Here is a 24624-nt window from a genome sequence, read left to right as displayed (position 1 = left end):
TTACGGAGGAGCCGCCAGCGGAATTCCGGCTGCGGCTCCTTCTTTTCCGGGGCGGCGATACCTGCCCGAGAGAGAAACAGAAAGAGCGGAACGCACGACAGGAGGATACAGAAAATGTCAGAGTACACTCCGGCAAAAATGACGGCGAGACAGATGATCATCATAGCGGTCAGCTTCATCTGGATAGCATTCCAGTTCTATCTTGCCATCTTCACCCCTCTTCACCCCATGCTTCAAAGCCCGGTACACCTGCTCCTTGCCCTTCTCGTGGTCTTCCTTTACAGGGAAGCGGAACAGGGAGACCGCCTCGGAAAGATAGGGGATCTGGCCTTTTTTGCCGGAATCGCCTTCCTCTTCTACTACTTCATTTGGGAATCTCCCCGGCTGACGACTAGGGTTGCCTTCATCTCGGACGTACTGCCCATCGATGTCGTCGCCATGGCCGTCTGCGTTGTCGTCCTCATGGAGGCTGTCCGGCGGACCATGGGAAAGATTCTCTTCTTCTTCATCCTTTTCTTTATTTTTTACGCATGGTTCGGCCACCACTTCCCGTCCATCCTCCGATACCGGGGAACGAACCTCGAGACCTTTACTGAACTCATGACCATGGGGCCTGACGGGATTCTCGGAACGCCTCTATACACTTCCGCCAACAGCCTGTTCTACTTCATTGTCTTCGGAGTCTTCTTCTCCGCCTGCGGCGGCGGCCAGCTTCTCATCGATATCGGGCTGAAGTTCTCCAACAAGAGTTCGGGCGGTCCCGCCAAGGCGGCCATCATTTCCTCGAGCCTCATGGGGATGATAAGCGGCAGCGCCGTGGCCAACGTCTCTACCACCGGCGTCATGACCATACCGATGATGAAGAAGGTCGGCTACACCCCGGAGCAGGCCGGGGCCATCGAGGCTGTGGCATCCACGGGCGGACAGATCATGCCGCCCATCATGGGCATCGGGGCCTTCATCATGGCCGAAATGCTGGGCGTCCCCTACAAGACGGTCGCCTTTTCGGCCATCATCCCGGCCGTCGCCTACTACCTGTCCATCTTCCTGTTCGTCACCTTCATAGCCCAGAAACAGCGGGTTGCCAAAGCCTCCGCCGAGATCACCATCGAGGTGGACGTCATAGTTCCCCGGCTGTACATGCTTCTCCCGGCCGTCATCCTCGTCTATTACATGGTGTCCGGGGCATCGCTGATGCGCAGCGGCATGATGGGCATCTACGCCGCCATCGGGGTCAATTTCGTCAACCGATTCGTCCTGGGAGGCAAATACTATGTCAGCATGAAACGCCTCTTCGAGGCGGCCCTCCAGGGAGCCCGCCAGGCCGCCGACATCGCCATCCCAACGGCCGCCTGCGGCATCATCATCGGCATCGTCATCCAGTCGGGTCTTGCAACGAAACTGTCCACCATCATCGCCGGAGTGGGAGTAAGTAATCTGGTCATCGCCCTCCTGATCACCATGGGTGGGTGCATGCTTCTCGGCATGGCCCTGCCCACGGTTGCGGCCTATCTGGTGGCGAACATCCTCTTCGTCCCAACCCTCGCCGCTCTCAAGGTGCCTGCCCTCCCGGCGAACATGTTCGTCTTCTACTTCGGGATCATGGCTCAGATCACACCGCCGGTCTGCCTCGCCTCCTTCACCGCGGCGGGAATCGCCGGGGGCAACGCATGGAAGACAGGGTGGCTCGGGGCCCGGTACGCCCTCGTGGCGTTCCTGATCCCCTTCATCTTTGTCTACGAGCCGGCGATCCTGCTCATGGGATCCGGCCTGGAGATCGTGAAGTCGACGGCGGTGCTCTTCGCGGGAACCCTGCTTCTCGCCGCCGGCATGGCAGGATACATTTTCGCGCCACTGAGAACCATTGAGCGGGCCGTTCTTATCTCCGCCGCCATTCTGATGATCCTGCCGGAGAGAATGACCGACATAATCGGCATGTCCATGGGCGCCGCCGTGATTCTCCTGTGCACCCTCAGAAGCCGGAAAACGCTCACGGAGGAGAAACTGTGAATACAAGGGACAACGGTACATTCGACGCAATCATCGCAGGCTCCGGCATCGCCGGCCTGATCGCCGCCTGCTCTCTCACAGAGCGGGGCGCGGGCAGAATCGCCGTTCTTTCCCCGGGCTACGGGGGCGCCCCCTATATCGCCGCCTTCAACGCCGTCCTGCCGGACAACCCTTCCGGAGACAGCCCTGAGATGTACTGTTCGGACATGCTGGCGGCAGGCTACGGCATTGGCAACAGGGAACTCGTGGAGGCTCTGGGAGCTCTGACGGGAGAATGCGTGACTCTCCTGGAGCGCTGGGGGGTATCCTTCGCCAGGCTGGAGGACGGCCGATACCTGCTGCGCAGGGCTTCTGGATCAAGCTGCCCCAGGTCTCTCTGCCGTACCGATACGCTCATCGGCAGCCACATCGTGAACGTGCTGCGCAGTGGACTGGGAAAGAAAGGCGTCCTGTTTTTCGACAACACATCATGCGTTCACCTGCTGGTCAGCGGCGGCCGCATCACCGGAACGGCCTGCCTGACACCCGGAGAGCCTCTGAAAGCGCTTCGGGCTCCTGTCGTCCTAGCGGCTTGGGGCGGTGTGGGCAACCTATACTGCAAATCCACCTATCCCGCCGATATCGATGGGCGAACCCTCGCCATGGGCTTCGAGGCCGGGGCGTCTCTCATCGACCTGGAATTCGTCGAATTCGAACCCATGGTCTGCTACGGCCCTCCCGATGCCGTAGGCGAACCTTGCCCCACCGCCATGCTCGGCGAAGGAGCATACCTTCTCAACAGCAGGGGTGAGCGATTCCTGCTGAAAGTCCGCCCCCAGGGCGAGGCGGGGGCGCCGAAAAGCCTCATCAACAACGCCATACGGGAAGAGCTGAAGGCCGGAAACGGCAGCCCCCTCGGCGGTGTCTACGCGGACCTGCGCCACCTCGACCAGAAGGTGCTCGAGGCCTATCCGTGGTTCTACGAACGGCTGAAAAACGCCGGACTCGACGTGAAACACCATCTCCTGGAGGTGGGTCCCATGGCCCACAGCCATTCGGGAGGGCTGGAAATCGACTCCCGGTGTAGAACGAACATCCCCGGCCTCTTCGCCGCAGGGGAAGCGGCCGGAGGCATACACGGCGCCTGCCGCATGGCGGGCAACGCCGCCACCCAGGCAGCGGTCTCCGGGCTGATGGCGGCAGCCTCCATGTCGGAGTTTCCCGCGGAGGACCTTCCCGGACTACCGGAAATCCCCCGGTTCTCCGAAAACAGGGCCGTTCGGGCGGCTCTCCTTCCCAGGGTCAGGGGAACTGTGTCGAAATACGTGGAGCGGGAGCGGGATGCCATAGGCCTTCAAACGGCTCTGGGGGCCCTCATGGACCTCATGGCTCAGGCGAAGCAGGACACCTTCACTGAGCAGTGCGCCCTTTCGGGCCTGCTGCTCGCAAAGGCCGCCCTGGCCAGGGAAGAGACCCGCGGCACTCACAACAGAACGGATTTTCCGGAACAAAGGGAGGAGTTCACCTGCTCCATCCGTCTGAAGAACGCGGGCGGAGAAGTCCTCTTAGAACATATCCGGAGATAGACTGAAGAGGTGGATCCCCTAAATCCGCAGTTTTTCAGGCAGAGGGAATGTCGCCGGGCATAAGGTGAATTCGCCCTCCCCAGGGGCGAAGAGATTATCCCCTGGGGAAGGGCGCCTGAGGTGAGAGAAACCGACACGGATGTCGGTTTCACAGGCAGGCAACCGGCGAACGCAGGGAGCCGCGGGACTCGCATGGGCAGTTGTCAAGGACGACAATCTGCACCCCCCGCCCAAGAGTTCCCCGGTGAAGCTCACCGCTGGGGTGCGGATTTAGGGATCCGCCATCTGGAATCCAGGAAGCCGGGCCTATAATTTTTCGCGGGGTTATGGCATCATAAAAAGAGGTCGCCGGAAAAACATCACGAAGGAAATTGCAGAACGGGGCAGGGATCATGATGACTGACAGAAGACGAGCGCTGGCAAAGGAACTCGTCGACCATCTGAATTCGGGGAAGATACAAGTGAACGCGGAGGAAAAACTTCCTTCCGAGCGGGACATGGCCGCTGCCCTTGGCGTCACGCGGCCCCTGCTGCGGCAGGCCATCGCCGTGCTTGAAGCCTTCGGGTTGCTTGAAATACGGGACAGGCAGGGAATCTTCATGCCCCGGCACGATCTGCCGGAGCTCATTTTTTCGGGTCACTGGCCGCCTTCGATGATGCTGGAAATCTTTCAGGTCCGCATGATGATCGAACCGGAAGCCGCGAGAATCGTGGCGGAAAAACGCACTCCGGAGGATCTGCGGAAGATCGGGGAGTCCGTCGCCCAGATGGATGCCATCATCGAGTCCGGCAGAAACGACATGGAATCGCTTCTCTCAAAGTGGAACAGGATCTTCCATGCCCAGATCATGGCGGCGACCGGGAACCAGTTTCTCTGCCGCATCTACGAAACGGTCTCCCAGGCATACGAGAAGGCGAGCACATCCCTCATCTTCAGGCGGGAGGAACTCCGCTTCGACGAGATATTCAGCGAACACCGGCGTATCCTGGACGCCATAAGGGAGCAGGACGGCGACAGGGCTGCCGAGCATGTGCTCCACCACATTCAGGCCTCGGTGGAGCGGGCTTCGGAAAGCATTGTGAGCTCGGGGTTCAAGATCTGAAAGCACGAAAGCCTCCCCGGCCTTGATCCAAGGAGGCTTTCATCTTTACAAGAGGAAATTACGACTTTCTCTTCCCGGACGCTGCGTTCGTTTTCCTTATCCGCCGCTCCGGTCCTGCAGGGGAGCAAAAGTTGCTCCGCACACAGCCCGCAGGTCGCCGGGGGCGATTTCCATATCCAGTCCCCGTTTTCCCGCACTGACGAAGATCGTCTCAAACCCTTGCGCCGAAACGTCGATGAACGTCCGGAGGCGTTTTTTCTGGCCGAGAGGGCTCACTCCGCCGAGAACGTAGCCGGTGGAACGCTCCACGACGGCCTGGGGGGCCATTTCGGCCTTCTTCGCCCCGGCTGCCTTGGCCACGGCCTTCATGCTGAGCATGGAGTTCACCGGGACCACCGCCACCGCCGGCTCCCTGCCGTCAAGACGCACCACCAGCGTCTTGAAGACCCTTTCGGGCGGCACGCCGAGCTTCTCCGCCGCCTCCATGCCGAAGGACGGCGCCGAAGGGTCGTGGTCGTATTCATGCACCGTGAACGGCACCCCGGCCTTTTTCGCCGCCAGTATTCCCGGAGTCATTTCTTTCCCTCCCCAGTTCCGGATTCAGGTTTTTCATCATCGCACCCTGCCCCGGTGAGGATGCCGCCCCTCAGGCAGAACTGGCTCCGCCTGTTGTAGAGGGTACGGTACCCGAAATGAAGGGAACCGAAGACGGACAGGCAGACCACGGTGCAGATGGCCACCATGATGGAGATCTGGTAGAGAATGGCCGTGGTCGGAAGAGTTCCAGAGAGGATCTGGCCCGTCATCATCCCGGGGAGGGAGACGATGCCCATGCCCACCATGGAGTTCAGCGTGGGAAGAATTGCCGTCTCCAGGGCCTGGTTCACGAAGGGCAGCAGAATGCTCTTCGGGCTGGTCCCGAAGTTGAGGAGGGCCTCCATGCGCTCCCTCCCGGCGGCGATGCTCTCCCGGAAGGTCTTCACCCCCAGGCTCACGCCGGTCATGGCATTCCCGAAGATCATGCCGCTCAGGGGAATCACGTACTGGGGATTGAAGAGGCTCTGGTTCACCACCGCAAGAATAAAGTACATCAGCACCGCAAAGCCGGAAAAGGCAAGGGAACATCCGATGGAAAGCTTGAAGCCCCGGTTGAGGTCCCGGTTCTTTGACAGCACCCTGTGGATGGCGAAGGCCATCATGGCGGCCAGGTACCCCGTCGTGAACAGGGGGTGGGGATTCTCGAAAATGTAGGTCAGTACGAACCCGGCGAGAATGAGCTGCACCGTCATCCGAACGCTTGCGATCAGCAGGAGCCTTGTCTGGCTGATCCTGCTCCGCTTCATGATCGCCAGCACCACCAGCAACAGGAGGTAGATAACGAGGAACCGCCGGATGCCGATGGCTGCGGCGCCGTTCATGATGCCGCACCCCCCAGGTCGACGGTCCGTTCGGCAAATTTCTCCGTCAGGTGCCTGTCGTGGCTCACGACCAGGGCGGCGACACCGTGGTTCCTGCAGTACTCCGTCAAGTTGGCCATCAACGCCTCCGCTGTGGCCCCGTCGAGGGCCGAGGTGGGTTCGTCGAGCAAAAACACCGCCGGACGGAAGCTCAGCGCTATGGCCAGAAACACCCGCTGCTTCTCGCCGCCGGAGAGAGTGTCGCAGGGTGAGTCAAGGGGAAAGGGAACCCGGCAGGCATCAAGGCACGCCTGCATGGACTCGGTGTAAGGAGGAACGGAATCCCTGTACTGGTGGTACTGAAGAAAGTTTTCCCTCACCGTGCCGGGAAAAAGATACGCCGACTGCCCGGCGAGGATGACCTCCCTCCGGAGAAGGAGAGGATCGATCTCCAGGATATTCCTGCCCCGGTACAACACCGTGCCGCTCGAAGGGGAAACGGTACCGTTCAGAAGCCGCAGAAAGGAGCTTTTCCCGCTCCCGCTGGGCCCCCGGAGAAAAATGATTTCCCCTGTGCGCACTTCCACGTCAGGATAGGCGATCCTGTCCAGAAAGACGAGGGATGACGTGCGAAGAACCGCTTCCATGACTCCACCTAGCCTTCACGCCTGTATTCCAGGCATTCTGGAATAGTATTGTGATTATGTAGAGTACAGAAAAGACGCACATCGTTTGGGTCAAGCTCTTCCGACATGCCCCTGCCCGCCTTTTCCCCCGCGTCCGACCGTACGTGCTGTTTTCCCGCGTACGGCTGTCCGGCATTCTTCACCGAAATGCCTTCACCGGCCTGTCTCCGCGCATGTATATAATGCGGACCCCGAAATTAAAACAAAAAAACGAGAGGGTTACGCTCTACACCATGGGAGCGCGTCGGAACCTTTCAGCGGAATTCTAGGCAAAAGTCGTGCTTGAGATGCACAGAGAAGAGGAAACGCCCGGTCGGATCGCAGCCAAGCATAAAATCCACCACACCGTTCCGCATAAGGTGAACAGGACCGTCACCGAAGGATTGTCGGACCTGTTCGCCGATCCCCGCAAGAAGAGCGCGGAAGATCTTGAGAAGGATTCTACGATAAACGACCTCTACAAGCAAGTTGGGCTGCTTCCCCTGTCCCGTTTCAGGTATGACATTATCACTGTCTCGTAACAGGTGGAAAGAAAAAATTTGACACATCGTTAACCGGCTGGTAAAATCCCCGTAACTTTTTTATGGAGGCACGTCTGGTGAACCAAAACACAACTCAACGCAACTGGTGGTGGCAGGCTTTCACTGTCTGCCGCCAAGAGCCTGAACCAGCGAAATAAATCCGCAGGGGCCTTGGAGGCGAATCCAATAGGGATTCTCTTCAGTGCCCCTTTATTTTTTGAAACTGCCCGGTAAATTGTAAGCGAACGGGGAGGGGCCAAAAAGGCCTCTCCCCTTTTTGTATTGGTTTCAGGATGTTTTCTAAGCAGAGAGGAGGCGCAGGTAAGGAGAGGGAAAAGCATAGACGCAATTCTTTTTCAGGAGGCTATACCTCCATGAGGAAGACTGCGCCCCCTGCCTGTACGGAACCATTGCCCCATGTTCTCAGGACACAGGTGTATGCGGTGACCTGCTTTCCTTCACTTTTTGCTACCGCAAGTTAATCATACGAGGAGGAAGTGTTCGCCATGATAAGTGAAAACAATGAGAGAGTCGAATTTCGGGGTGGGTTGTTGGGATTGACGCTGCCGTTCGCGGTACTCTTTATCGGCATAATGTGGCTTGCCCTGAGCGGCAAAGCCCTGCCCATGGCGTTCTGGGTGCCCACGCTGTTTTCGATCCTGACAGCACTCCTGCTGGCAAAAAAACCGGCGGACTGTGCCAGGGCGATCATCAGCGGAATGTCATCTGAAATGGTGGCAATAATGCTCATGGCATGGTTTCTTGCCGGCATTACGGCACAGCTCCTGAAAGCCACCGGCCTGATCCAGGGCCTGATCTGGCTGAGCCTGTCCGTAGGGCTGAAAGGGGCTTATTTCCCCCTCGTGACGTTTGTGATCGGATGCCTTCTCTCAACGGCTACGGGAACCGCCATCGGCACGGTTATTGCTCTCGGCCCCATTCTCTACCCCGTGGGCGTGACTCTCGGAGCCAACCCTCCGGTCATGGTGGCCGCTATCGTGTGCGCCGCCTATTTCGGCGACAATATCGCGCCCGTTTCGGATACGACCATTGCTTCGGCCTATACCCAGGGAGCCGATGTGCCCAGGGTCGTCAAGACACGCCTGAAATACGCCTTCATCGCCGCTGCAGTATCCTGCGTCCTGTTCGTGGTCTTCGGCGGAGGCGGAGAAGCTGCCCAGGGCAACACCCCCTTCGCCGGGGAACTGTCCCCTGACGGCCTGATCATGCTTCTCGTTCCCGCGCTTCTCATAACGCTCATGTTCAGGGAGGTGCACCTGATCGTCGCCCTTATCTTCAGCGGAGCCTTCGGCATCCTCCTGGGGATCGTCTCAGGCCTTCTCTCTCCCGCTTCCCTTCTCGTCATCAACATGGACCAGTTCACCGTGGGCGGTATTATTCCGGACGGCATCAACAGCCTGATGGATATCGCCGTATTCGCGTTCCTGCTCATGGGCCTTGTCGGACTGCTCGAGCGGGGCGGTTTCCTCGAAATGGTCACGGAGAGAACCGAGCGCTTCACAAAGACGCCCAGGAGCGCCGAATTGATGATAACAGCTCTTCTCATAATCATGAACCTTCTCACCGTCGCAAGTACCATCGTCATCATCATGGCAGGTCCCCTGGCCAAAAAGGTGCTTGTGCAGAAAAATTCCATCTCGCCTGAAAGAAGCGCCAATATTCTTGACGCAGTCTCGGCCGGCGCCATGTGCCTCATCCCCTACGGATTCGGCCCCCTGCTCGCATACATGTTCGCCGGGAGCTCTGGAGCGGCGGTCAATTTCAGCCTCATTTCCACCATCCCGTACATGTTTCACGGGTGGGCCCTTCTTGCCGTCATGCTCTTCTCCATCCTGACGGGCTGGGGCAGGGACCGCAGCGAATTTGCCGCAGTCAGCGCCGACCTGGCCCCCTCGGGAAAATCGGCATGAGCCGCCGGATTTTTGGAGAAAGGAGGACAGTCGGCCATGTATGATCTGCGGGTGACGGTGGAAAGGGTTGCGGGGTTTTGTGATCTCCCCATGAAGCCGGGTGATTATTTCGAGCTTCGGGGAAGCGCCCTGGTACTCCCCGAGGGAGGACATATCTGTATATGGGCGCTGCAGAGCCTCATGCCTTTCCTCCCGGCAAAACAGCGCGCCACAAATGACCCCAACGACTGGATTCCGAGCACGACACGGCTGGTCTGCCCTGACCCCAACGGCGGGGTCGTCTACAGGGTGGAACGCATCGGCGAAAAGGCTGATAACTGCAAGTCCCATGGAGTTGCCGAAGAAGCCCGGCCAAAGGTCCGCCTTGTGACGGACCCTTCGAAATGCGCCAAGTGCAGAGCATGCGAACTGGCATGCAGCGCCGCCCACGGAGGGACCTATTCGCCTGAATTGTCCAGGATACGGATCCACTCCGACGAAGAAACATGCTCCGACACACCAATTGTCTGCCACCAGTGCGGCACAGCACCCTGCGTCCGGGCATGTCCGGCCGGGGCGCTCTCCCGCGGCCGGGAAACCGGGAACCTGATACTCGACCGCGAAAAGTGCGTGTCCTGCGGAGCCTGCGCAAAGGCATGCCCCTTCGGTGCCATACGGATGAAGCCTCAAGGCAAACCCCTTGTATGCGATTTGTGCGGCGGCTCCCCGGCATGCGCAAAACGATGCCCCACGGGGGCGGTTATGGCCGTACCCCTGGAAAATCTTTAGGAGGCGAAGCCCTATGTACGCCTACTGCGGAAAAATACTTGTGGCGGATCTTCAAAAAAAGGCATTCCATACAGAGCCCCTCGAAGAGGACACGGCTCTCCGGTTCATCGGCGGAAGGGGGATGAACGTTGCCCGTCTCTTCGCCGATGACCGGAGGCATATCGATCCACTCTCACCGGAAAGCAGGTTCTACATCGGGGTGGGCCCCCTCAACGGCACATCCTTTCCGGGAGCCGCACGGGTAAATTTTACGGCACGGTCGCCTCAGACCGGGATCCTCGGCGATTCGAACACCGGCGGAGATTTCGGGCCGGAACTGAAGTTTGCCGGGTACGACCAGGTCATCCTCACCGGCCGCTCGGAGACCCTCTCATATCTCCTCATCACCGATGACGGGGGTGAACTTCGGGACGCGGCCCACTTTAGGGGCCTGGATACCATCCAGACCCAGGCGGCCATAAAAAAAGAACTGGGAGACAGCAGGGTCCAGGTTGCGGCCATCGGCCCGGCATCGGAAAACGGCGTCCTTTTTTCGGGCATATTCTGCACGGGAGTGCGGGCGGCGGCACGAACGGGAATGGGGCGCGTCCTGGCCTCCAAAAACCTGAAGGCCATAGCCGTCCGGGGACGGGGCGGGGTGAAAGTCGCCCGGCCGGAGGCCTTCGAGGCGAAGATCGAGCGCTTCATACAGGCCATAAAAGACCATGACGAATTCACCGTGCGGCGCCGCCTGGGCACCACCAAGCTGGTATCGGCCCTCAACGGTCTGGGATGCCTCTCCACCAGGCATTTCCAGCGGGGAACCTTCGAACATGTCGATTCAGTCAGCGGTGAGGCCCTTGAGGCACAGGCAAAGATAAAATCACGAGGGTGCTTTTCCTGCACCATCCCCTGCAGCCGCGTCTACAGAATCAGCGGGGATTTCGGAACCGTATCGGGGGAAGGCCCTGAATTTGAAGGCCTTGCGGGGTTCTCCTCCCGCATAGGGGGCGGAAGCCTCTCCTTTTCCCTCCGCTGCTGTGACCTGTGCAACAGGCTCGGGCTCGACGTCATCTCCACTTCCGAGGTCATCTCCTTCTCCCAGGAACTCTTCCAGAGAGGGATGCTCACCTCATCGGAAGCCGACGGGCTCGACCTCTCCTGGGGCAATGAGAAAAGCACAATGGAACTCATCGGCAAAATTTCCAGGAGGGAAGGCTTCGGCGATCTCCTCGCAGACGGCGTCCGCAGTGCGGCCGAAAAGCTCGGGCGGGGGCAGGAGCTTGCCATGCACGTCAAGGGGCTCGAGATATTCCAGGCAGACCCCAGGGGCATAAAAGCCTACGCCCTGGGGCTCGCAGTGGCAAGCCGCGGCGGAGACCACCTGAGGTCCGAGCCTTGGTTCGAGTTCTCGGGGAATGCCGGGGAAGGCCTCCGAAGGTACGGAAATCCCGACTCCGCGTTCAGGCTGAAAACCGGGGGGAAAGGCCGCGTAGTGAAGGATTTCGAAGAGCGGTGCGCACTCACAGATTGCCTCAACGCCTGCAAAAACACCATCGTCAACATGGAGATCCTCGATTTCGAATCATCCGCGGACCTTCTGCGGGATGCGTCGGGCCTTGACTTCGACAGCCAAGGCCTGAGGACAGCCGCCGAAAGGATCGTGAACATGGAACGGGTCTACCTCCAGGAGCTTGGAATATCCCGGGCCGACGATACCCTGCCGGAGCGCTTCCGCAAAGAGCCGATGCCGGGGAACAACCCCACCTCCGGGTCGGTGGTCGAGCTTGACACCATGCTGGACGAATATTACGACGCCCGGGGATGGGACAGGGAAACAGGCCTGCCTACTTCGGAAACGCTGGAGAGGCTGGGGATAAAAAGAGATCATTCCGATTCATGATCGATGCACCCCCGTTTTTTACCATCGTTGGGGGTGCATTTCGATTAATCTGAAGGGGGGTGCGGTCATACTTTTCAGCCGATCCATTCCCGGAAAACTTCCAGGGCTTCCGGAAAGCTCTCCCTTCCGAGGCCGATGCGGAAATGGTTCCAGTCCACGTCGAAGACAAAATCGGGAAGCACCATAAGGCTTTTCTCCTCCGCGACGCGCTCGCTGAAATCCCGGACGGACTGTGTGCCGAGAAGCTTGGGGAAGGCCGTGGAACCACCCTGGGGCTCGAACCATTCAAAACGGTCCTTCCGGCCGGTGAAAAAATCCCTTGCCAGGGGCAGATTTTTCTGCACGATGGCCCTGCATCGTGCCGCAAGCTCCTCCCGTCTCCGAAGGGCCGCGATGGCCAGTATTTCGGAGGGAGCGGAGGAGCAGATGGTGGTGTAGTCCTTCAGTGAAGCCACCCTGTCGAGAAGCCAGCCGTCCTTCGATGTGATCCACCCGATCCGCAGGCCCGGCAGGCCGTAGGTCTTGGAAAGGCCGCCGAGAGCCGCGCTTTTCCTGTACAGAGAAGGAACGGAAGGCAGCCGCTTTTCCGGGTCATGCTCCAGGCCGCGGTACATCTCGTCGGAGAAAAGGAAGATGCCTTTTTTCGAGGCAAAATCCACCACTGCGGACAGCTCGTCCTTCGTCGGGAGGAAGCCGGTGGGGTTGTGGGGGAAATTGATGACGATCAGCCGTGTATTCTCCTTCGCGGCCCCCTCCAGGAAGGGGAGATCGAGCGTCCACGCCCCGTTCTCCTTCTTGAGATACCACCTGGTGACCTCGCACCCGAGAGACTTGGGAATTTCGTAGAGCGACTGGTACCCGGGGCTGAGGACGATGACATGGTCGTTCTCGTCCAGCAGCGCGTTCATGGTGAGGAAGATACCTTCCTCCGGGTTAAGCACCAGGGTATCCCCGGCGGTCACGCCTGCGGCGGCGGCAATCTCCTCCCTGAGCAGGGGATGTCCCCTCGATTCTGTATAAGTGAGGCGGAGCTCCTTCCACAGCGAGGCAATTTCGGGGCCGCTTCCCTCAAGCAGCTCTTCCACCCGGAGGGATTCGCAATCCGAGGGGCTCAGCAGATGGCGAACCGTAAACTCGTATCTGGCGAAGTAGCGCTCCAGAAGAAAATCCCGCACCTTCATTCAATCACAGCCTTCTATAAAAATTCCGGACGGACCGGTCGTTCCGCCTCATTATAACCGCCTTCAGGGCACGGTGGAAAGGGAAAGGAAGGAAAATGACCGTCATCTTTTCTTTTTCTCCGCCTCCCGCCGGGATACGTTAAAATATCGGACAGAGAGCCGAGGAAGTCTTGCTCCAGCCAGGAAGGAAGACCTTGGAAAGGTTCGTCATTCGTAGAAAATATGATGAAGAATTCAAGAAGAATGCCGTCTAGTTGAGCTACGCCGGTACAAAGTCGATAAAGGAAGTGACGGAGCTGAGCGAACCGCCCTTCGACGACCGGTGCACGGGGAACAATCCCAGGTGTCCCCTGATCTCCGGGATACGGGATTTTTCCCTCCCTCCGGGCGTTCAGGTAAAAAAAACTTTCCCTGAGATCCAACGGAAAAAATTACGGGGTTGCCGTGCCCGCCTTTTTTCCGCCTTTTTTCAGTTGACTTCACGGGCTCTTTGTCGTTTCATTATTTCAAAGACTGCCCGAGGGCATAAAAACGGAGGTTCCGCCATGACCGAACGCAGTAGAACCGGAGCGCTTATTCTCTTCCTTTTGTTTCTCGGGGTCGCGCTCTTCACGGCCCTTCCCTCATCAGCCTTCACCCCGCCTCCTCTTCCCGGAGACGAAGAGGAGATCGCCCCGCCCCCGCCCCCCGTCTTCGGAGAGGAGCCCCCGGAACCAAAAAAACCGGAGGAGGAGTTAAAACCGGCGCCTCAACCAAAGCCTGAGCCGAAACCGGCGCCCAAACCGGCCCAGAAGCCCAAGCCAAAACCGAAACCAAAGGCGGAGCCCAAGGAACCGTCTTATACCGTGGATCAGCTCTACCGCATGGGGCTGAACGCGTACAAGGGAGAGAACGGGGCGGCCCAGAGCTTCCCCGAAGCGCTCAAATGGTGGGGCCGGGCGGCGGCGAAAGGCCACGTCGTGGCCCAGTACAACATGGGGATCATGTACAAAAAAGGCGAAGGAACGCCGAAGGACTTCAAAAAAGCCCGGGATTTCTTCCTCCAGGCGGCCCGGGAAAAGTATGCCCCCGCCGCGGAGCAGCTCGGGCATCTCTACTATGGAGACTTCCTCGGAAAACCTGACTATGGGGAGGCCGCACGGTGGTATGAACAGGCCGCCCAGAAAAACAGGGCTTTTTCCCAGTTCCGCCTTGGTCTCATCCACTACAAGGGGCTCGGGCGCCCCAAAGACGCCATGAAAGCCTTCTACTGGTTCGACGAGGCGGCAAAGAACGGGTTCATCGATGCCATGGTGAACCTGGGAGTCCTTTACGAAAGGGGCGAGGGTGCGGTCTTCAGCCGCGAGAAGGCCTTCTACTGGTACAAGCAGGCCGCCGACAAGGGATCTCCCCTCGGCATGGCCTATCTTGGCATGGTCTACTACCAGGGCAGGGGTATACCGAAGGATGAGCGGAAGGGAATCAGTCTCCTGGAGCAGGCGGCGGCGAAGAACCTCGCCTACGCCCAGAGGGAGCTCTATAAAATAAACCCGCTGAAGTACATGAAGTACCGGAACGTGAAATAACGCCGCTGCCTTTGCTGTCATCCTGAGCGGAGTGATCGCGGAGCATCCCGGGCATAGCGAGGGAAGGATCTCGCCTTCATGGACTCTCAGAACCAACCCCGAGGTCCTTCTTCGCTCCGCTCATCAGGACGACAGATTAAGCGGAGTGATCGCGGAGCATCCCGGGCATGGCGAGGGGAAGGAATCTCGCCTTTATGGACTCTCAGAACCAACCCCGAGATCCTTCTTCGCTCCGCTCATCAGGACGACAGATTAAGCGGAGCGATCGCGGAGCATCCCGGGCATGGCGAGGGGAAGGAATCTCGCCTTTATGGACTCTCAGAACCAACCCCGAGGTCCTTCTTCGCTCCGCTCATCAGGACGACAGATTAAGCGGAGCGATCGCGGAGCATCCCGGGCATGGCGAGGGAAGGATCTCGCCTTTATGGACTCTCAGAACCAACCCCGAGATCCTTCTTCGCTCCGCTCATCAGGACGACACAGGGGAAAATTCCGTTTCCCATACTTACCTCAACCAGCAGGGCCCCGCAGGGGGCCCTGCCTCGTCTTTTTTCGGACTGACTACTTCACCGTGACCGTCTTCAGTATGGCCTCCAGGGTTTCCTGTTTTCCGCCCTTTCCGCGGAAGAGGACGAGGGCCACGCCCCTGTTGCTGCCCATGGGCGGGAAGAGGAGGTTCACCGCTCCGTCCTCGTCCGCCCGGAGCACCTTCGTCCCTCCGAGGGAAACCGTCCGGGCCCCGTGGAGATCCTTCTTCGCCTCCCCGTAATTCCTGGTCACCCCTCCGGAGACGCCGTGAACCGGGTTGTCGAAACTTCCCTGCCAGTAGACGTGAAGCTGTTCCACGTCATGTTCCTTCATTGTCTTCCCGTTCCATGAAGACGGAATCCCGAAGGTAACGTTCCCTATGGTCACTGATTTCCAGCCCGGGGGCAGCGTCCCCGCCCCCTTGTCCGCCCCGCCCTGCGACGGAGGAGTTTTTCCCGCCGTAAAGGACATCTTCCCGGCAATCTCCTCGAACATGGGGGCGTACTTTTTCCAGCCGCTCCCACTGCCGGCCACCACGTGAAGGTAGGCCCCCATCCCGCCCTCCGCACCGTCGGCGACAAAGTAGAACTTCCGGGTCACTCCGGGGGCGCTGCCCAAAAGGTAGTAGGCCTTTCTGCCGCCGAGCGTCAGAGTTCCCTCGCCGGAGAGGGAATCGAAGATCCGGTTGGCCGTCTTCCCGGTGTAGAGCCCCTTGATTTTGCCGTCGGTGAGCCCCGGCGCCAGGGTGCCGATGCGGACAATGGCCACCCGCTTGCCGTTCACGTAATAATCGTAATTGGAGAATGGATATTTCCCGTTCTCCTTCCCCGAGGAGCTTTTCACGCTCTGGAAGCCCCCTGCCGGGATTTCGTACCGGATTCCGGCGAGGGTAAAGCTCTTCCACCCTCCCCAATGCTGCTGCGTATCGGCTGGTGGGGTTCCTGAACTCTTCGCCGGCGTTTCCGCCCCCGAGTCCTTCCTTCCGCCGGACGAAGGTGCCGCTGCAGTTTTCTTTGCTTCCGCCGCACTCTTCATCCCGGCGATATAGTCCTCCAGCTTCCGGACGTGCTCTTCCACAACCGGGTCCGGGGAGATGGCGAGGCCTTCCCTGTATTTCCCAAGGGCTTCTTCGTACTGTTTCCCTTTCTGCAGCTCCGCCGCCTGCCGCCAGACAGCCTCAGCCCTGGCCCGGGCATCGGCCGCGGCCTGCTCCTGCCTGCGTTTCCGGTCGGCAATGAAGCCCTCGAGCTTCTTCACGTGATCACGGACGGCTTTGTCGTCGTCGATTTTCAAGCCCTCCCGGTATTTTTCAAGGGCCTCCTCATATTTCTCCTTCTTCTGGAGTTCCGCGGCCTGGTTCCAGACCTCAACGGCCCGCTTCCGGGCATCTTCGGCCCTGGACTTTTCCGCCTCGCCCTTCATCCGCGCAAGCTCCCTCTCGATGGCGGGGTTGCCCGGATCCAGGGAAGCCGCCCTCTCCATCAGGGTGACCGCCCGGTCGCGGCGGGCGGCGTTCCACTCGTTCCGCCCGGCCTGGTACTCCCGTGCCGCCTGGATTTTGCTCTTTGCCACGGTCACAGGAAGGGTCACTTCCGCCCGGCCCGCTTCTTTCCCCCCCACTTTCGCCACGACCGTGACGACAAGGGAACCCGTTCCGTTCAAAGTCACCGAGGCTGTGTCCCATGACGCGTGGCCGATCTTTCCGGGCCCCGTCACGGACCATTCCCAGGTCACGGCTTTCGCGGGGGAGACAAAGGCCTTGAATGCGGCCGTCTGCCCTTCGATCCATTCCTCCCGGGGAGGATAGTCCACCCGGCCGTCGGGCAGCACGATCTGCCCTCTCTCCGAGAAGGCCTGAACCCTGACGGTAATGTCCAGGGGCCGTACGGGGACGGACCCCGAAAGCTCCGCCACCGTTTTTCCACCCTTGTCCCTGACGGCGACCGACACCGGGACGGGGTCGAGCCCGCTCACGGGACCGACGAGGGCGCTTCCTCCGTTCCGGCCGTACTGCCGGCTGGCGGGGAAGGCTGCCTTCCAGTCAAAATCGAAGATTTCGTCTGCGTTCACTCCTGGCGGGAGTTCCAGGGAGACCCGGAAACTGTCGCCCGGGGTCACGTATTCCGGGAGTACCAGGGAAAGGTCCGGCGTGTCCACCGTCACCTGCACCGGGTCAGAGACGCCGAGCACCACCCCTCCGGCCCCCCGCACTTCGGCCCGGATGTCCGCGACGCCTGTCCGGGCAGCCCTGCCGATGAATCCGGGTCCCGTTCCCTCCGCGGGGTTCCACCGCACTTCCGGGCTGCCGGAGAGGCGGATCCGCGGCATCGGCGACCGGTTCACCTTCGATCCCGGAGGCGAGAGGGGGTAGTCCACCCGGCAGGAGACCGTCTCTCCGAGAACCACCCTTTGAGGAAGGCCGGACAGGGTGACCGCGAAGGGCTTCACCTCCACATCCCGGTTCACCGTGACCTGCCGCCCGGCCGAATCCTGGACCAGCAGGGTAAAACGGAACGTCCCCGGCCGGCCGGGAATGAAGGTGAGGATATCCCCCGATCCCGTGACCGGGCCTCCCCACCGGAACGTGTAGGGGGGCGTGCCTCCTTCCCCTGAGGCGGAGAGGGCGATCCTCCCGTTCACCGTCCCGGGCTCCGGGTCCGCCCTGACAACCCCCTTCAGGGGAGGAGCCTTCAACTCGGGGGGCAGCTCCGTCACGGGGAAAGAAACGGAAGCCGCTCCCAAAAGAAGGTCTTCTTTATCCCGCACTTCCACCCGGGCGGATGCCGTTCCGGCGGCGGTGCCGTACAGGGTCGCCTCCTGCCCGATGCCCGACGACGCAAGAGACGTCTCCGGCCCCGGGATCCACTTCCACCGGAGGTCCTTCGGCGCACCGGGGTCCTTCACCTCCGCCTTCACCCGGACGTGCTCGTCCCGGAAAAAGGTGTCCTTTTCCACGGTCCGGAGGCCCTGCCCCTGCACCCATTCCTGCGGACGAGGGCCCGCCGGACCGTGAATCGTCACGACCACGTCGTACCCTGCCACCTCCACGGCCAGCGTTTTCTCCGCCAGGGTCTCCCCTCCCGGACTTCTGGCCTCCGCTTTCAGGACGTATTGTCCCGCCTCCCTGGGGAGGAAGGAGTATTCCGTAGAATCTGCGGCTCTCGCCCCGCTGCGGGAGGCGTTTCCCTCCAGGGCCCACACGACGGAGGCCCCTTCCGGCAGTCCGGGCTTCGCCTCGGCCTTCACCTGCACCTCCTGCCCCACCTTCGGTTTCGGGGGCGTGGCGGTGATGGTCAGGTCAGGGCCCGTCACCTCTATTTCGACCTGTTCCGATTCTCCCAGGGTGCCGTCCCTGTCCAGGGCTACGGCCCAGATCCGCACCGTGCCGGGCTCGGAAAAGACGGCATTCGTACGTCCCGCCTCCGATTCCGGAGGGGAGAAGGAAACCTCCGTGGACGGCTCGAACCGGAAGAACACGTCTCCTTTCTTCACTCCCTCCGCCGTCGCCAGGAATTCCACGGGCGTTCCGGCGGTCACGGGACCCGCCGGAGGACTCACCCTGCGGAGTGTCACGGCCACGTCCTTTTTCTCTTCCCCTGCCCCGTCCGCCGGTCCCGTGGTCCGCTTCGGGTCAGGGACCACCCGGATGCTCGCCAGAATGGACCGGAGCTGCGACATGAGCTCCCGGGCGAACCGGGCCGTCTCGGGGTCGCTCTCGGGAATCTTCTCTTCAGCGAGGAAGAACTTGATCTCCGAGCGAAAGTCGAGGGCCGCCTCTCCCTTGATCGCCAGGCCGTTCAGCACGACCTGGCCACCGGTCACGAACCGGCCGTCAGGGGTTCGTTTGATGCTATACGACGGGCCTGTCGCGGCGAGGTATCCCTCGTAGCCGTCCACGGTGACCCTCTCCAAGGTTCCGTACTGATTGTTGGTCACCACCTGCTTCTCCACCGATTCGAGGGTCCTCCCCCTCCACGTGCCGATCTGCAGGAGGAACTCCCCCCGCACGCTTCCCCGGGGCGTGTCCTCGTCAAGGGTGAGAAGCACCCCCTCCTCGTTGGGGCCTCCAGCCCACGAGGCAGGGGCGGCCACGGAACAGCCCATGGGAATGACCTCCACGGGGCTGTACACTTCGGCGAGAGATTCCATGGGGGCTCCCTTCTGGTTCCCCCGCAGTTTTCGGTAGACGGTGACGCCCACACTTCCCCTCACGCCACGGGTGTTCTGATGGGGGGTGAACTGGATCTCCGTCTCGGGACGGGCGGTCCGTTCTCCCCCGCCGCCGCCGAAGCCGTCGGTTCCCCCAACGGTCTCGCCGAGGATGACGAAAGACCGTCGTCCCTGGCTGGGGTCGCTGCTCCACCGGAAGGAGTCGGCAGCCTGTTCGGCCATGCCGGGAGGCAGCAGGGCCTTCACCGTCACGATATCCCCCTCCATGACCGTCGCCGGAAGTTCGAGCCTCAGTTTTCCATCGTTTTCAGCCGCTCCATCCTTTCCCGGTCCTTCTCCGGCGTCCCCGGGAACGACCGCCTTTTCATCGTCCTTCTTTTCCGGGTCAGGATCTGATTTCTCTTTGTCCTGGACTGGCTCCTCCTCTTCGGGACCGGGCCAGGAAGGCTCCGTGATCTCGATGAGCCCCGACTCGGCGGAAGCGGTCCGCCCCTTGCCGTCCCGGGCGGTCACCCGGAACCTGAAAGACTGCCCAGTCAGGCCCCTGGCGGACTTCACCAGCCGTCTCCCCGCGACGGCGGCTCCGGAACTCCATCTTCGGGAGACGCTGTCCCACTCCTGCCATTCGTACTCCACGCCGTCCCGGGGATCCTTCACGGCGAGCCGGATCGTTTCCGTGTCGTCCACCTTCGACGGGTGGGGTTCCAGCGCCACGGCCAGCGGGGTCTCCTTCACGACCGAGATCTTCCGGGACGCCGATCCCTCGAAGAGCACCGTCCCGTCAAGGACCTGGGCGGCGTAGAAGACGATTTCCACTGTCTTTCCCTCCCAGGGGGCCGTGTCGAAATGAAGGACGTCCCCGTCCCCGGCAAATTCCCCGTTGACGGACCACTGGTATTTCAGGGTCCCGCCGCCCTTCCTCGGGAAGGCGGTACCCGAAAAGCGAAGGGGTGTTCCGGCCGCGACCTCGGTAATATCGGGCGCGAGCAGGACCCGGAGATCTCCTCCGGTTCCTCCGGGAGGCAGGACCTCCAGGGAAAGGGCTGACGCCGAGACGAAACGGCTCTTCGTCCGGGCCTCCACCCGGATTTCCACGGTCCGCCCTTCGTAGCCCACGCCGTCGAACGATATGGTCCTTTCCGCCGTAGAGGCGATCCGCCTCCCGTCCGCGAACCAGATGTACCATTCGAATCCCTCGCCTCCAAGGCCGAACTCCTCCGTCTCCGCCGTGAGAGGTACTACTTCCCCCGCCGAAAAGGAGTTCACGGGGCAGGTCAGCCGTACTTCGGGACGGGGTGTCTCCTCAGCGGAGAGGACAGTCACCGGGTGAACGGCCCGCACCCAGTCGGCCCCGGGAAGATCGGCGAGGACATGCACTTCCAGGACTTTCTTTCCCGGGGAAGAGGGAGCCCACCGGATGCGGGACGTTGTGCCCCCCTCAAGGACCTCCCCGTCGCCGCCGGAGGCGAACTTCCAGTCGTACCTGGCCGACCGAAGCTCCCTGTCGAGGACAACCGTAAAAACCTCTTCCATCCCCTCGCCCACGGTGTCCGGACCTGAAATCCGCACCCCGGGAGGGGTCTGCCTGCTGCGGAGGGATTCGAGATACTCCCTGTATTCGCCGATCATCCGGCGCCGCTCCGGGCTACCCGAGGGATAGATCAGGGCCCCCGCCCTCGCCCGGACGGCGGGCTGCAGGGTCTTTTCATCGGCCCGGGATCGGCCGACGATCTCCTCCACGGCGACGGCCGCCTCCCGGAGGGCCTTTTTCGCCTCCTCAAGATCCTTCCGGTCCTCTTCGAGGACGATCCGTATCGATTCGGGAGAGCAGGACGGCTTCCGCGTCAGGATGAAAAAGGCGCTCCACCGCTCCCGGAACTCCATAAGGGCGGCATGGACCTTCAGCCACTCCTCCCAATGGGCGATAACCGCCTCCTGGGCTTCCCGTCCGCTTCCGACCTTTTCGAGGAGGGAGTCGCCGCAGCCCAGTTCCTCTCCGATCTCCCGCAGTTTCTTTTCGTTCGTTCCCTGGTCGAAGGCCTTCCGTTTTTCCAGTTCGGCGATGACTTCGGCGAAGTACTGCCGGGTCACCGTTTTTACCTCCGAGACGTACTTCTCATACATCCGCTCCCCGTACAGGCTGAGGTTCAGGTATCTCCGGGGCCAGGCGGGGATGCCGCTCTGCCCGTCGGAGAGCTCCTTCTTCGCCAGGAGTTCGTGGTACATGGCGATGGACGGGTGGGTTCTCACCTGGGGCACCAGGATGTTGGAGATCTTCGGCACCCGTTCCGGCAGGGTGAAGGCCTCGTCCCGCCCCACGGTGACCGATCCTCCGCCGGGAAGGCTGTACGTTATTGACTTCACCTTCCATGTCCCCTCCCGGGTCGGCTCGAAGACCGTTCCGTCGTACAGTTCATCCACCATTTCGTCGTACTGCCACTGTTGCCAGGCGCCGACATACCACTCGGCGGCGGCGGTTCCCATGCCGTACAGGGCCTCGGGGACGGCCAGGGTGGGGAAGAGAAGATAGACCACGCCGATGGCCGCCCTGGTGTAATTCTCCATGACCGCGGCTTCAACAATATCGCCTCCGGGAACCCGGGAGCGAAAGAGCTCGGTCGCCACGTTGGACACCGATTCGGACATGTCCTTCCCCTCCCTGAAGCCGCTCACGTAGGCGTAGAGTTCCTGGCCCAGGTTGACGGCCTTGAAGGGGAGAGAGTTCCCCACAGCGCCCAGGATGGAGGCGTTGAGCCGGTCGTTGATCCTGCCGATGGGTATGGTTACCGCCCTGGTCTTTCCCCCGGGGCCGGGAAGAAACACTTCCGGGTTCATGGCCCGGAGACGGGCCACCGTGTGGTTGTCGAGGTAGTCAATCCAGTTGTTGAAGGCGTCGATCGCCCCGTCGGCGGTAGAGTAGGCTCCCTCGAAGAGGCTCCATGCCATACCGAGAGCCAGGTCGAGGGAGCCGGGCTTTTCGGCGGCCAGATCAAGGTAGCGCTTCATCCGTTCAAGCTCCGACGCCGGGATGTTGAGCACCGTCACCTTCAGGGAGTCGGCGAGGGCGATCATGGTCTCGTGGGCCTTCGGGGGGAAGTCCACCCCCTTCTCCACGTAGGCCCTGAAGGTCTCCTCGAGCTCCGAGAGCAGCTTCCTCCGTTCCCCGTCCTTTTCCGCAGGGGTCCGGGCATCGTCGATGAGCTTCAGCCGGGCGTCGATACCCTTCGCCACGTTGTCCCGGATCAGGGCGGAAGCTCGCTCCCCGAGGGAGAGGATCGCCCTGTCGAGACCGGCGAAGTCCCGGGGATCCCCGAGGAGCGGTTCGCTGATCTCCAGGATGCGCTTCAGCCTCTGCCCGCCGTCCAGCCCCTTGTTCTGCTTCACCAGGGTCACCTGCCGGGCCCAGGCTGCCAGGGCCGTATCGCCGAGGGGGCCTTTTGCGATGGCGGCGCTCCGGTCCACGTACTTCGCCAGCTTGAGGATCTTCTCGTGGTAGGCGAGCCGTGCCTGCAGGGCGTCGGTGGTCATATGGCGGAGCATCTCCAGGCTCACTGCCGGCTCCATGTCCGAGGTCATCCTGTCGGGAGGCTCGTCCATGAGCCGGACGAGTTCGTCCGGGGCGCCGTCCCTCATCCGGATGTTGTTCTTCAGGTTGGCGAAGATGAAGACCCGCTCCACCGGGTCGGTGACATCCCGGTAGCCCACCTCACCGTTTTCAATCACGATCTCCTGCAGCCGTCCCCTTTTGAGAGAGTCCGCCTCCGCCCAGTCCGCGGCGGGCTGGGTGATGTACACGTCGAGGGCGGCCTGCCGGTGGGCGGTCACCAGGGCGTCCAGAGCCGTCATGTCCAGGTTGAAGCTGTCCCGCACGGCCGAGGCGATGAAATCCCTGAGGGCAGCGGCGTTCTCCACCTGGGCCGCCAGGGTGGAGATGTCGATGTCCCCCTCGAACCGGAGCTCCTGGTAGGATTCTCCGGACGACGCCCCGGCGTCCATGCGGACGAGATAGGGAAAATCGGGATGGGCGTCCCTGTACCGTCGGACCCCCTCGGCGAAGGCCCGCTCGACCCCTTTCCGCCGCACGTCCATGAGGGACCGTTCCGCTTCCCCGAAGGCCCGCTCCCATGCCTCCAGGGCTCCGGGAAGGGCGTCCACCGGGGAGAGGGCTCCCGTCTTCCGCAGCTCCTCGCCCCGAAGGCGGATGAACTCCTCCTTGAAGGCCATCACGTCTCTCATGGTCATGCCGTCCCTGCCGAGAGACCGGAAAAAATCCATGCCGTCCAGGTCGCCGGCCGGCACTTTCCGGAGCCTCGACTCGAGAAGATTGTAGGTCTCCGAAGGCTGTGCCGGCGGCCTGCCGATAGGGTTGATTTTCAGCCAGTAGCTGTTCTCCCGGTCTGAAGGGGCGGCGTATCCTGCACAACAGAGAGAAAGAACTGCCAGAAGTACCAGGACGGAAAAAAGGAATCGCTTCAAGGGAACACCTCCGAAAAAAGTTCCGGCCCGGGAGCACCGGCGGGAAAAGAAAAAAGCGACCCCTCCGAAGAAAGGGCCGCTGCCGAATCAGTCAGGTTCCACGGAAAAATCCGCCAGGAGTGCCTTCCCCCCGGAAAAAGTCACCTGCAGCGTAGCGTACTCAGCCTCGTCTGACCAGCCGAAGACAGTCCCGTCCTGGAACAGGGGCGGACCGAGCTCCATATAGACCTCCCGGGGCGACGCGTCCAGACGGACTGACCTGCCGAGGACGTAGTCCCCGTCCGTCACCCTGGCCCCTATGAGGGCCCTGCTGTCCTTCGTGGAGAAATACCGGAGTTCGAGGCCCGGGTAGGACAGATCGGTAAAGGTCACCATGTAGGACGGGTCATGCCGACCGGCTACCTCCCGGTCGTTCCGGGAAAGCGGTTTTCCCAGCTTCATCACCGCCTCTTCGGCGGTGCTGCCGAACCGCTCCCTGGTGGCAAGGAAAAAAGCGTTGAAGGCTCTCCCCTGGGCCCCTGCCGGATTCCCCAGCCACTCTCCCTGGGGCAGGGGTTCCGCGTACCGGCCGTAGACCCACCCCTCCACCACGGGACCGTCCGGCCATGGAACCCTGGCGATCACCAGGAGCCATGGATAGACATCGGCATCCTGCTTCTCCCGGAGCACTACGGCCGGCTCTCCCCCCGCGAAGCGGCCGATCACTTTTCCCGTCCTGGAAGCCTCGGACCGAATATTCACTGACGATCCCGTGATCCTGACGAGCACCGGATCCACCTCACCCGGGCAAGCGGCGGAGGCCGCCAAAAGCAGTCCGAGGGCCGCAAGACACACTTTCATT

14 protein-coding genes are annotated in these 24624 nt (G+C 61.3%); 8 read left to right on the top strand and 6 right to left on the bottom strand.

From position 1 onward, the window contains the following. The first annotated feature begins 114 nt into the window (after positions 1-114). From JMJ95_RS12485 to JMJ95_RS12475, 3 genes are all read left to right on the top strand, one after another. On the top strand, positions 115-2010 hold the full coding sequence (locus JMJ95_RS12485) for a TRAP transporter fused permease subunit (RefSeq protein ID WP_290685866.1): 1896 nt from the start codon (positions 115-117) through the stop codon (positions 2008-2010). Continuing rightward, positions 2007-3575, top strand: coding sequence for an FAD-binding protein (locus tag JMJ95_RS12480; RefSeq protein WP_290685863.1), 1569 nt, complete (start codon positions 2007-2009; stop codon positions 3573-3575). The genes JMJ95_RS12485 and JMJ95_RS12480 overlap by 4 nt, the downstream gene beginning before the upstream one ends. Positions 3576-3967: 392 nt before the next feature. Beyond that, positions 3968-4678 (top strand): FadR/GntR family transcriptional regulator, encoded by a 711-nt coding sequence (locus JMJ95_RS12475; RefSeq protein ID WP_290685860.1) that lies wholly within the window; start codon positions 3968-3970, stop codon positions 4676-4678. Positions 4679-4774: 96 nt separating this feature from the next. Here JMJ95_RS12475 and ybaK read toward each other — a convergent pair whose 3' ends face one another. The 3 genes from ybaK to JMJ95_RS12460 are packed head-to-tail and all read right to left on the bottom strand — an operon-like array spanning position 4775 to position 6722. After that, on the bottom strand, positions 4775-5254 hold the full coding sequence (ybaK, locus tag JMJ95_RS12470; RefSeq protein ID WP_290685856.1) for a Cys-tRNA(Pro) deacylase: 480 nt from the start codon (positions 5252-5254) through the stop codon (positions 4775-4777). Then, positions 5251-6096, bottom strand: a complete 846-nt coding sequence (locus tag JMJ95_RS12465) for an ABC transporter permease (RefSeq protein ID WP_290685853.1) — start codon at positions 6094-6096, stop codon at positions 5251-5253. The genes ybaK and JMJ95_RS12465 overlap by 4 nt, the downstream gene beginning before the upstream one ends. Continuing rightward, positions 6093-6722, bottom strand: coding sequence for an ATP-binding cassette domain-containing protein (locus tag JMJ95_RS12460; RefSeq protein WP_290685850.1), 630 nt, complete (start codon positions 6720-6722; stop codon positions 6093-6095). The genes JMJ95_RS12465 and JMJ95_RS12460 overlap by 4 nt, the downstream gene beginning before the upstream one ends. 317 nt (positions 6723-7039) lie before the next feature. On the opposite strand from JMJ95_RS12460, the gene JMJ95_RS12455 reads away from it, so the two are divergent. The 4 genes from JMJ95_RS12455 (at position 7040) to JMJ95_RS12440 (ending at position 11863) form a co-directional block, all read left to right on the top strand. Beyond that, positions 7040-7282 (top strand): hypothetical protein, encoded by a 243-nt coding sequence (locus tag JMJ95_RS12455; protein WP_290685847.1) that lies wholly within the window; start codon positions 7040-7042, stop codon positions 7280-7282. A gap of 506 nt (positions 7283-7788) precedes the next feature. After that, positions 7789-9213 (top strand): Na+/H+ antiporter NhaC family protein, encoded by a 1425-nt coding sequence (locus JMJ95_RS12450; protein WP_290685845.1) that lies wholly within the window; start codon positions 7789-7791, stop codon positions 9211-9213. Between the two features lie 36 nt (positions 9214-9249). Further along, on the top strand, positions 9250-9981 hold the full coding sequence (locus JMJ95_RS12445) for a TIGR04076 family protein (protein WP_290685842.1): 732 nt from the start codon (positions 9250-9252) through the stop codon (positions 9979-9981). 13 nt (positions 9982-9994) lie between these two features. Next, a complete protein-coding gene (locus tag JMJ95_RS12440) occupies positions 9995-11863 on the top strand; it encodes an aldehyde ferredoxin oxidoreductase family protein (protein ID WP_290685839.1) in 1869 nt (622 codons plus the stop codon). A gap of 74 nt (positions 11864-11937) precedes the next feature. On the opposite strand, the gene JMJ95_RS12435 is transcribed toward JMJ95_RS12440, so the two are convergent. Continuing rightward, the gene (locus tag JMJ95_RS12435) at positions 11938-13044 is read right to left on the bottom strand and encodes an aminotransferase class I/II-fold pyridoxal phosphate-dependent enzyme (protein WP_290685836.1); all 1107 of its coding nucleotides are present in this window, start codon (positions 13042-13044) and stop codon (positions 11938-11940) included. A gap of 545 nt (positions 13045-13589) precedes the next feature. Between JMJ95_RS12435 and JMJ95_RS12430 the strand changes: the two genes are divergently transcribed. Beyond that, positions 13590-14609, top strand: coding sequence for a tetratricopeptide repeat protein (locus JMJ95_RS12430; protein ID WP_290685833.1), 1020 nt, complete (start codon positions 13590-13592; stop codon positions 14607-14609). Between the two features lie 561 nt (positions 14610-15170). Here the strand turns inward: JMJ95_RS12430 and JMJ95_RS12425 are convergent. Both JMJ95_RS12425 and JMJ95_RS12420 read right to left on the bottom strand, forming a co-directional pair. Next, positions 15171-23783 carry a hypothetical protein gene (locus JMJ95_RS12425; protein WP_290685830.1) on the bottom strand — a complete coding sequence of 2871 codons (8613 nt, stop codon included), beginning with the start codon at positions 23781-23783 and terminating at the stop codon, positions 15171-15173. Positions 23784-23870: 87 nt separating this feature from the next. After that, on the bottom strand, positions 23871-24623 hold the full coding sequence (locus JMJ95_RS12420) for an SH3 domain-containing protein (RefSeq protein WP_290685827.1): 753 nt from the start codon (positions 24621-24623) through the stop codon (positions 23871-23873). Between the last annotated feature and the right edge of the window lies 1 nt (position 24624).

The sequence above is a fragment of the Aminivibrio sp. genome, from assembly GCF_016756745.1.
Taxonomy (GTDB): Bacteria; Synergistota; Synergistia; order Synergistales; family Aminobacteriaceae; genus Aminivibrio.
Note: the sequence above shows the minus strand (reverse complement) of the source record. Positions and strands in the feature narration are given on the sequence as shown.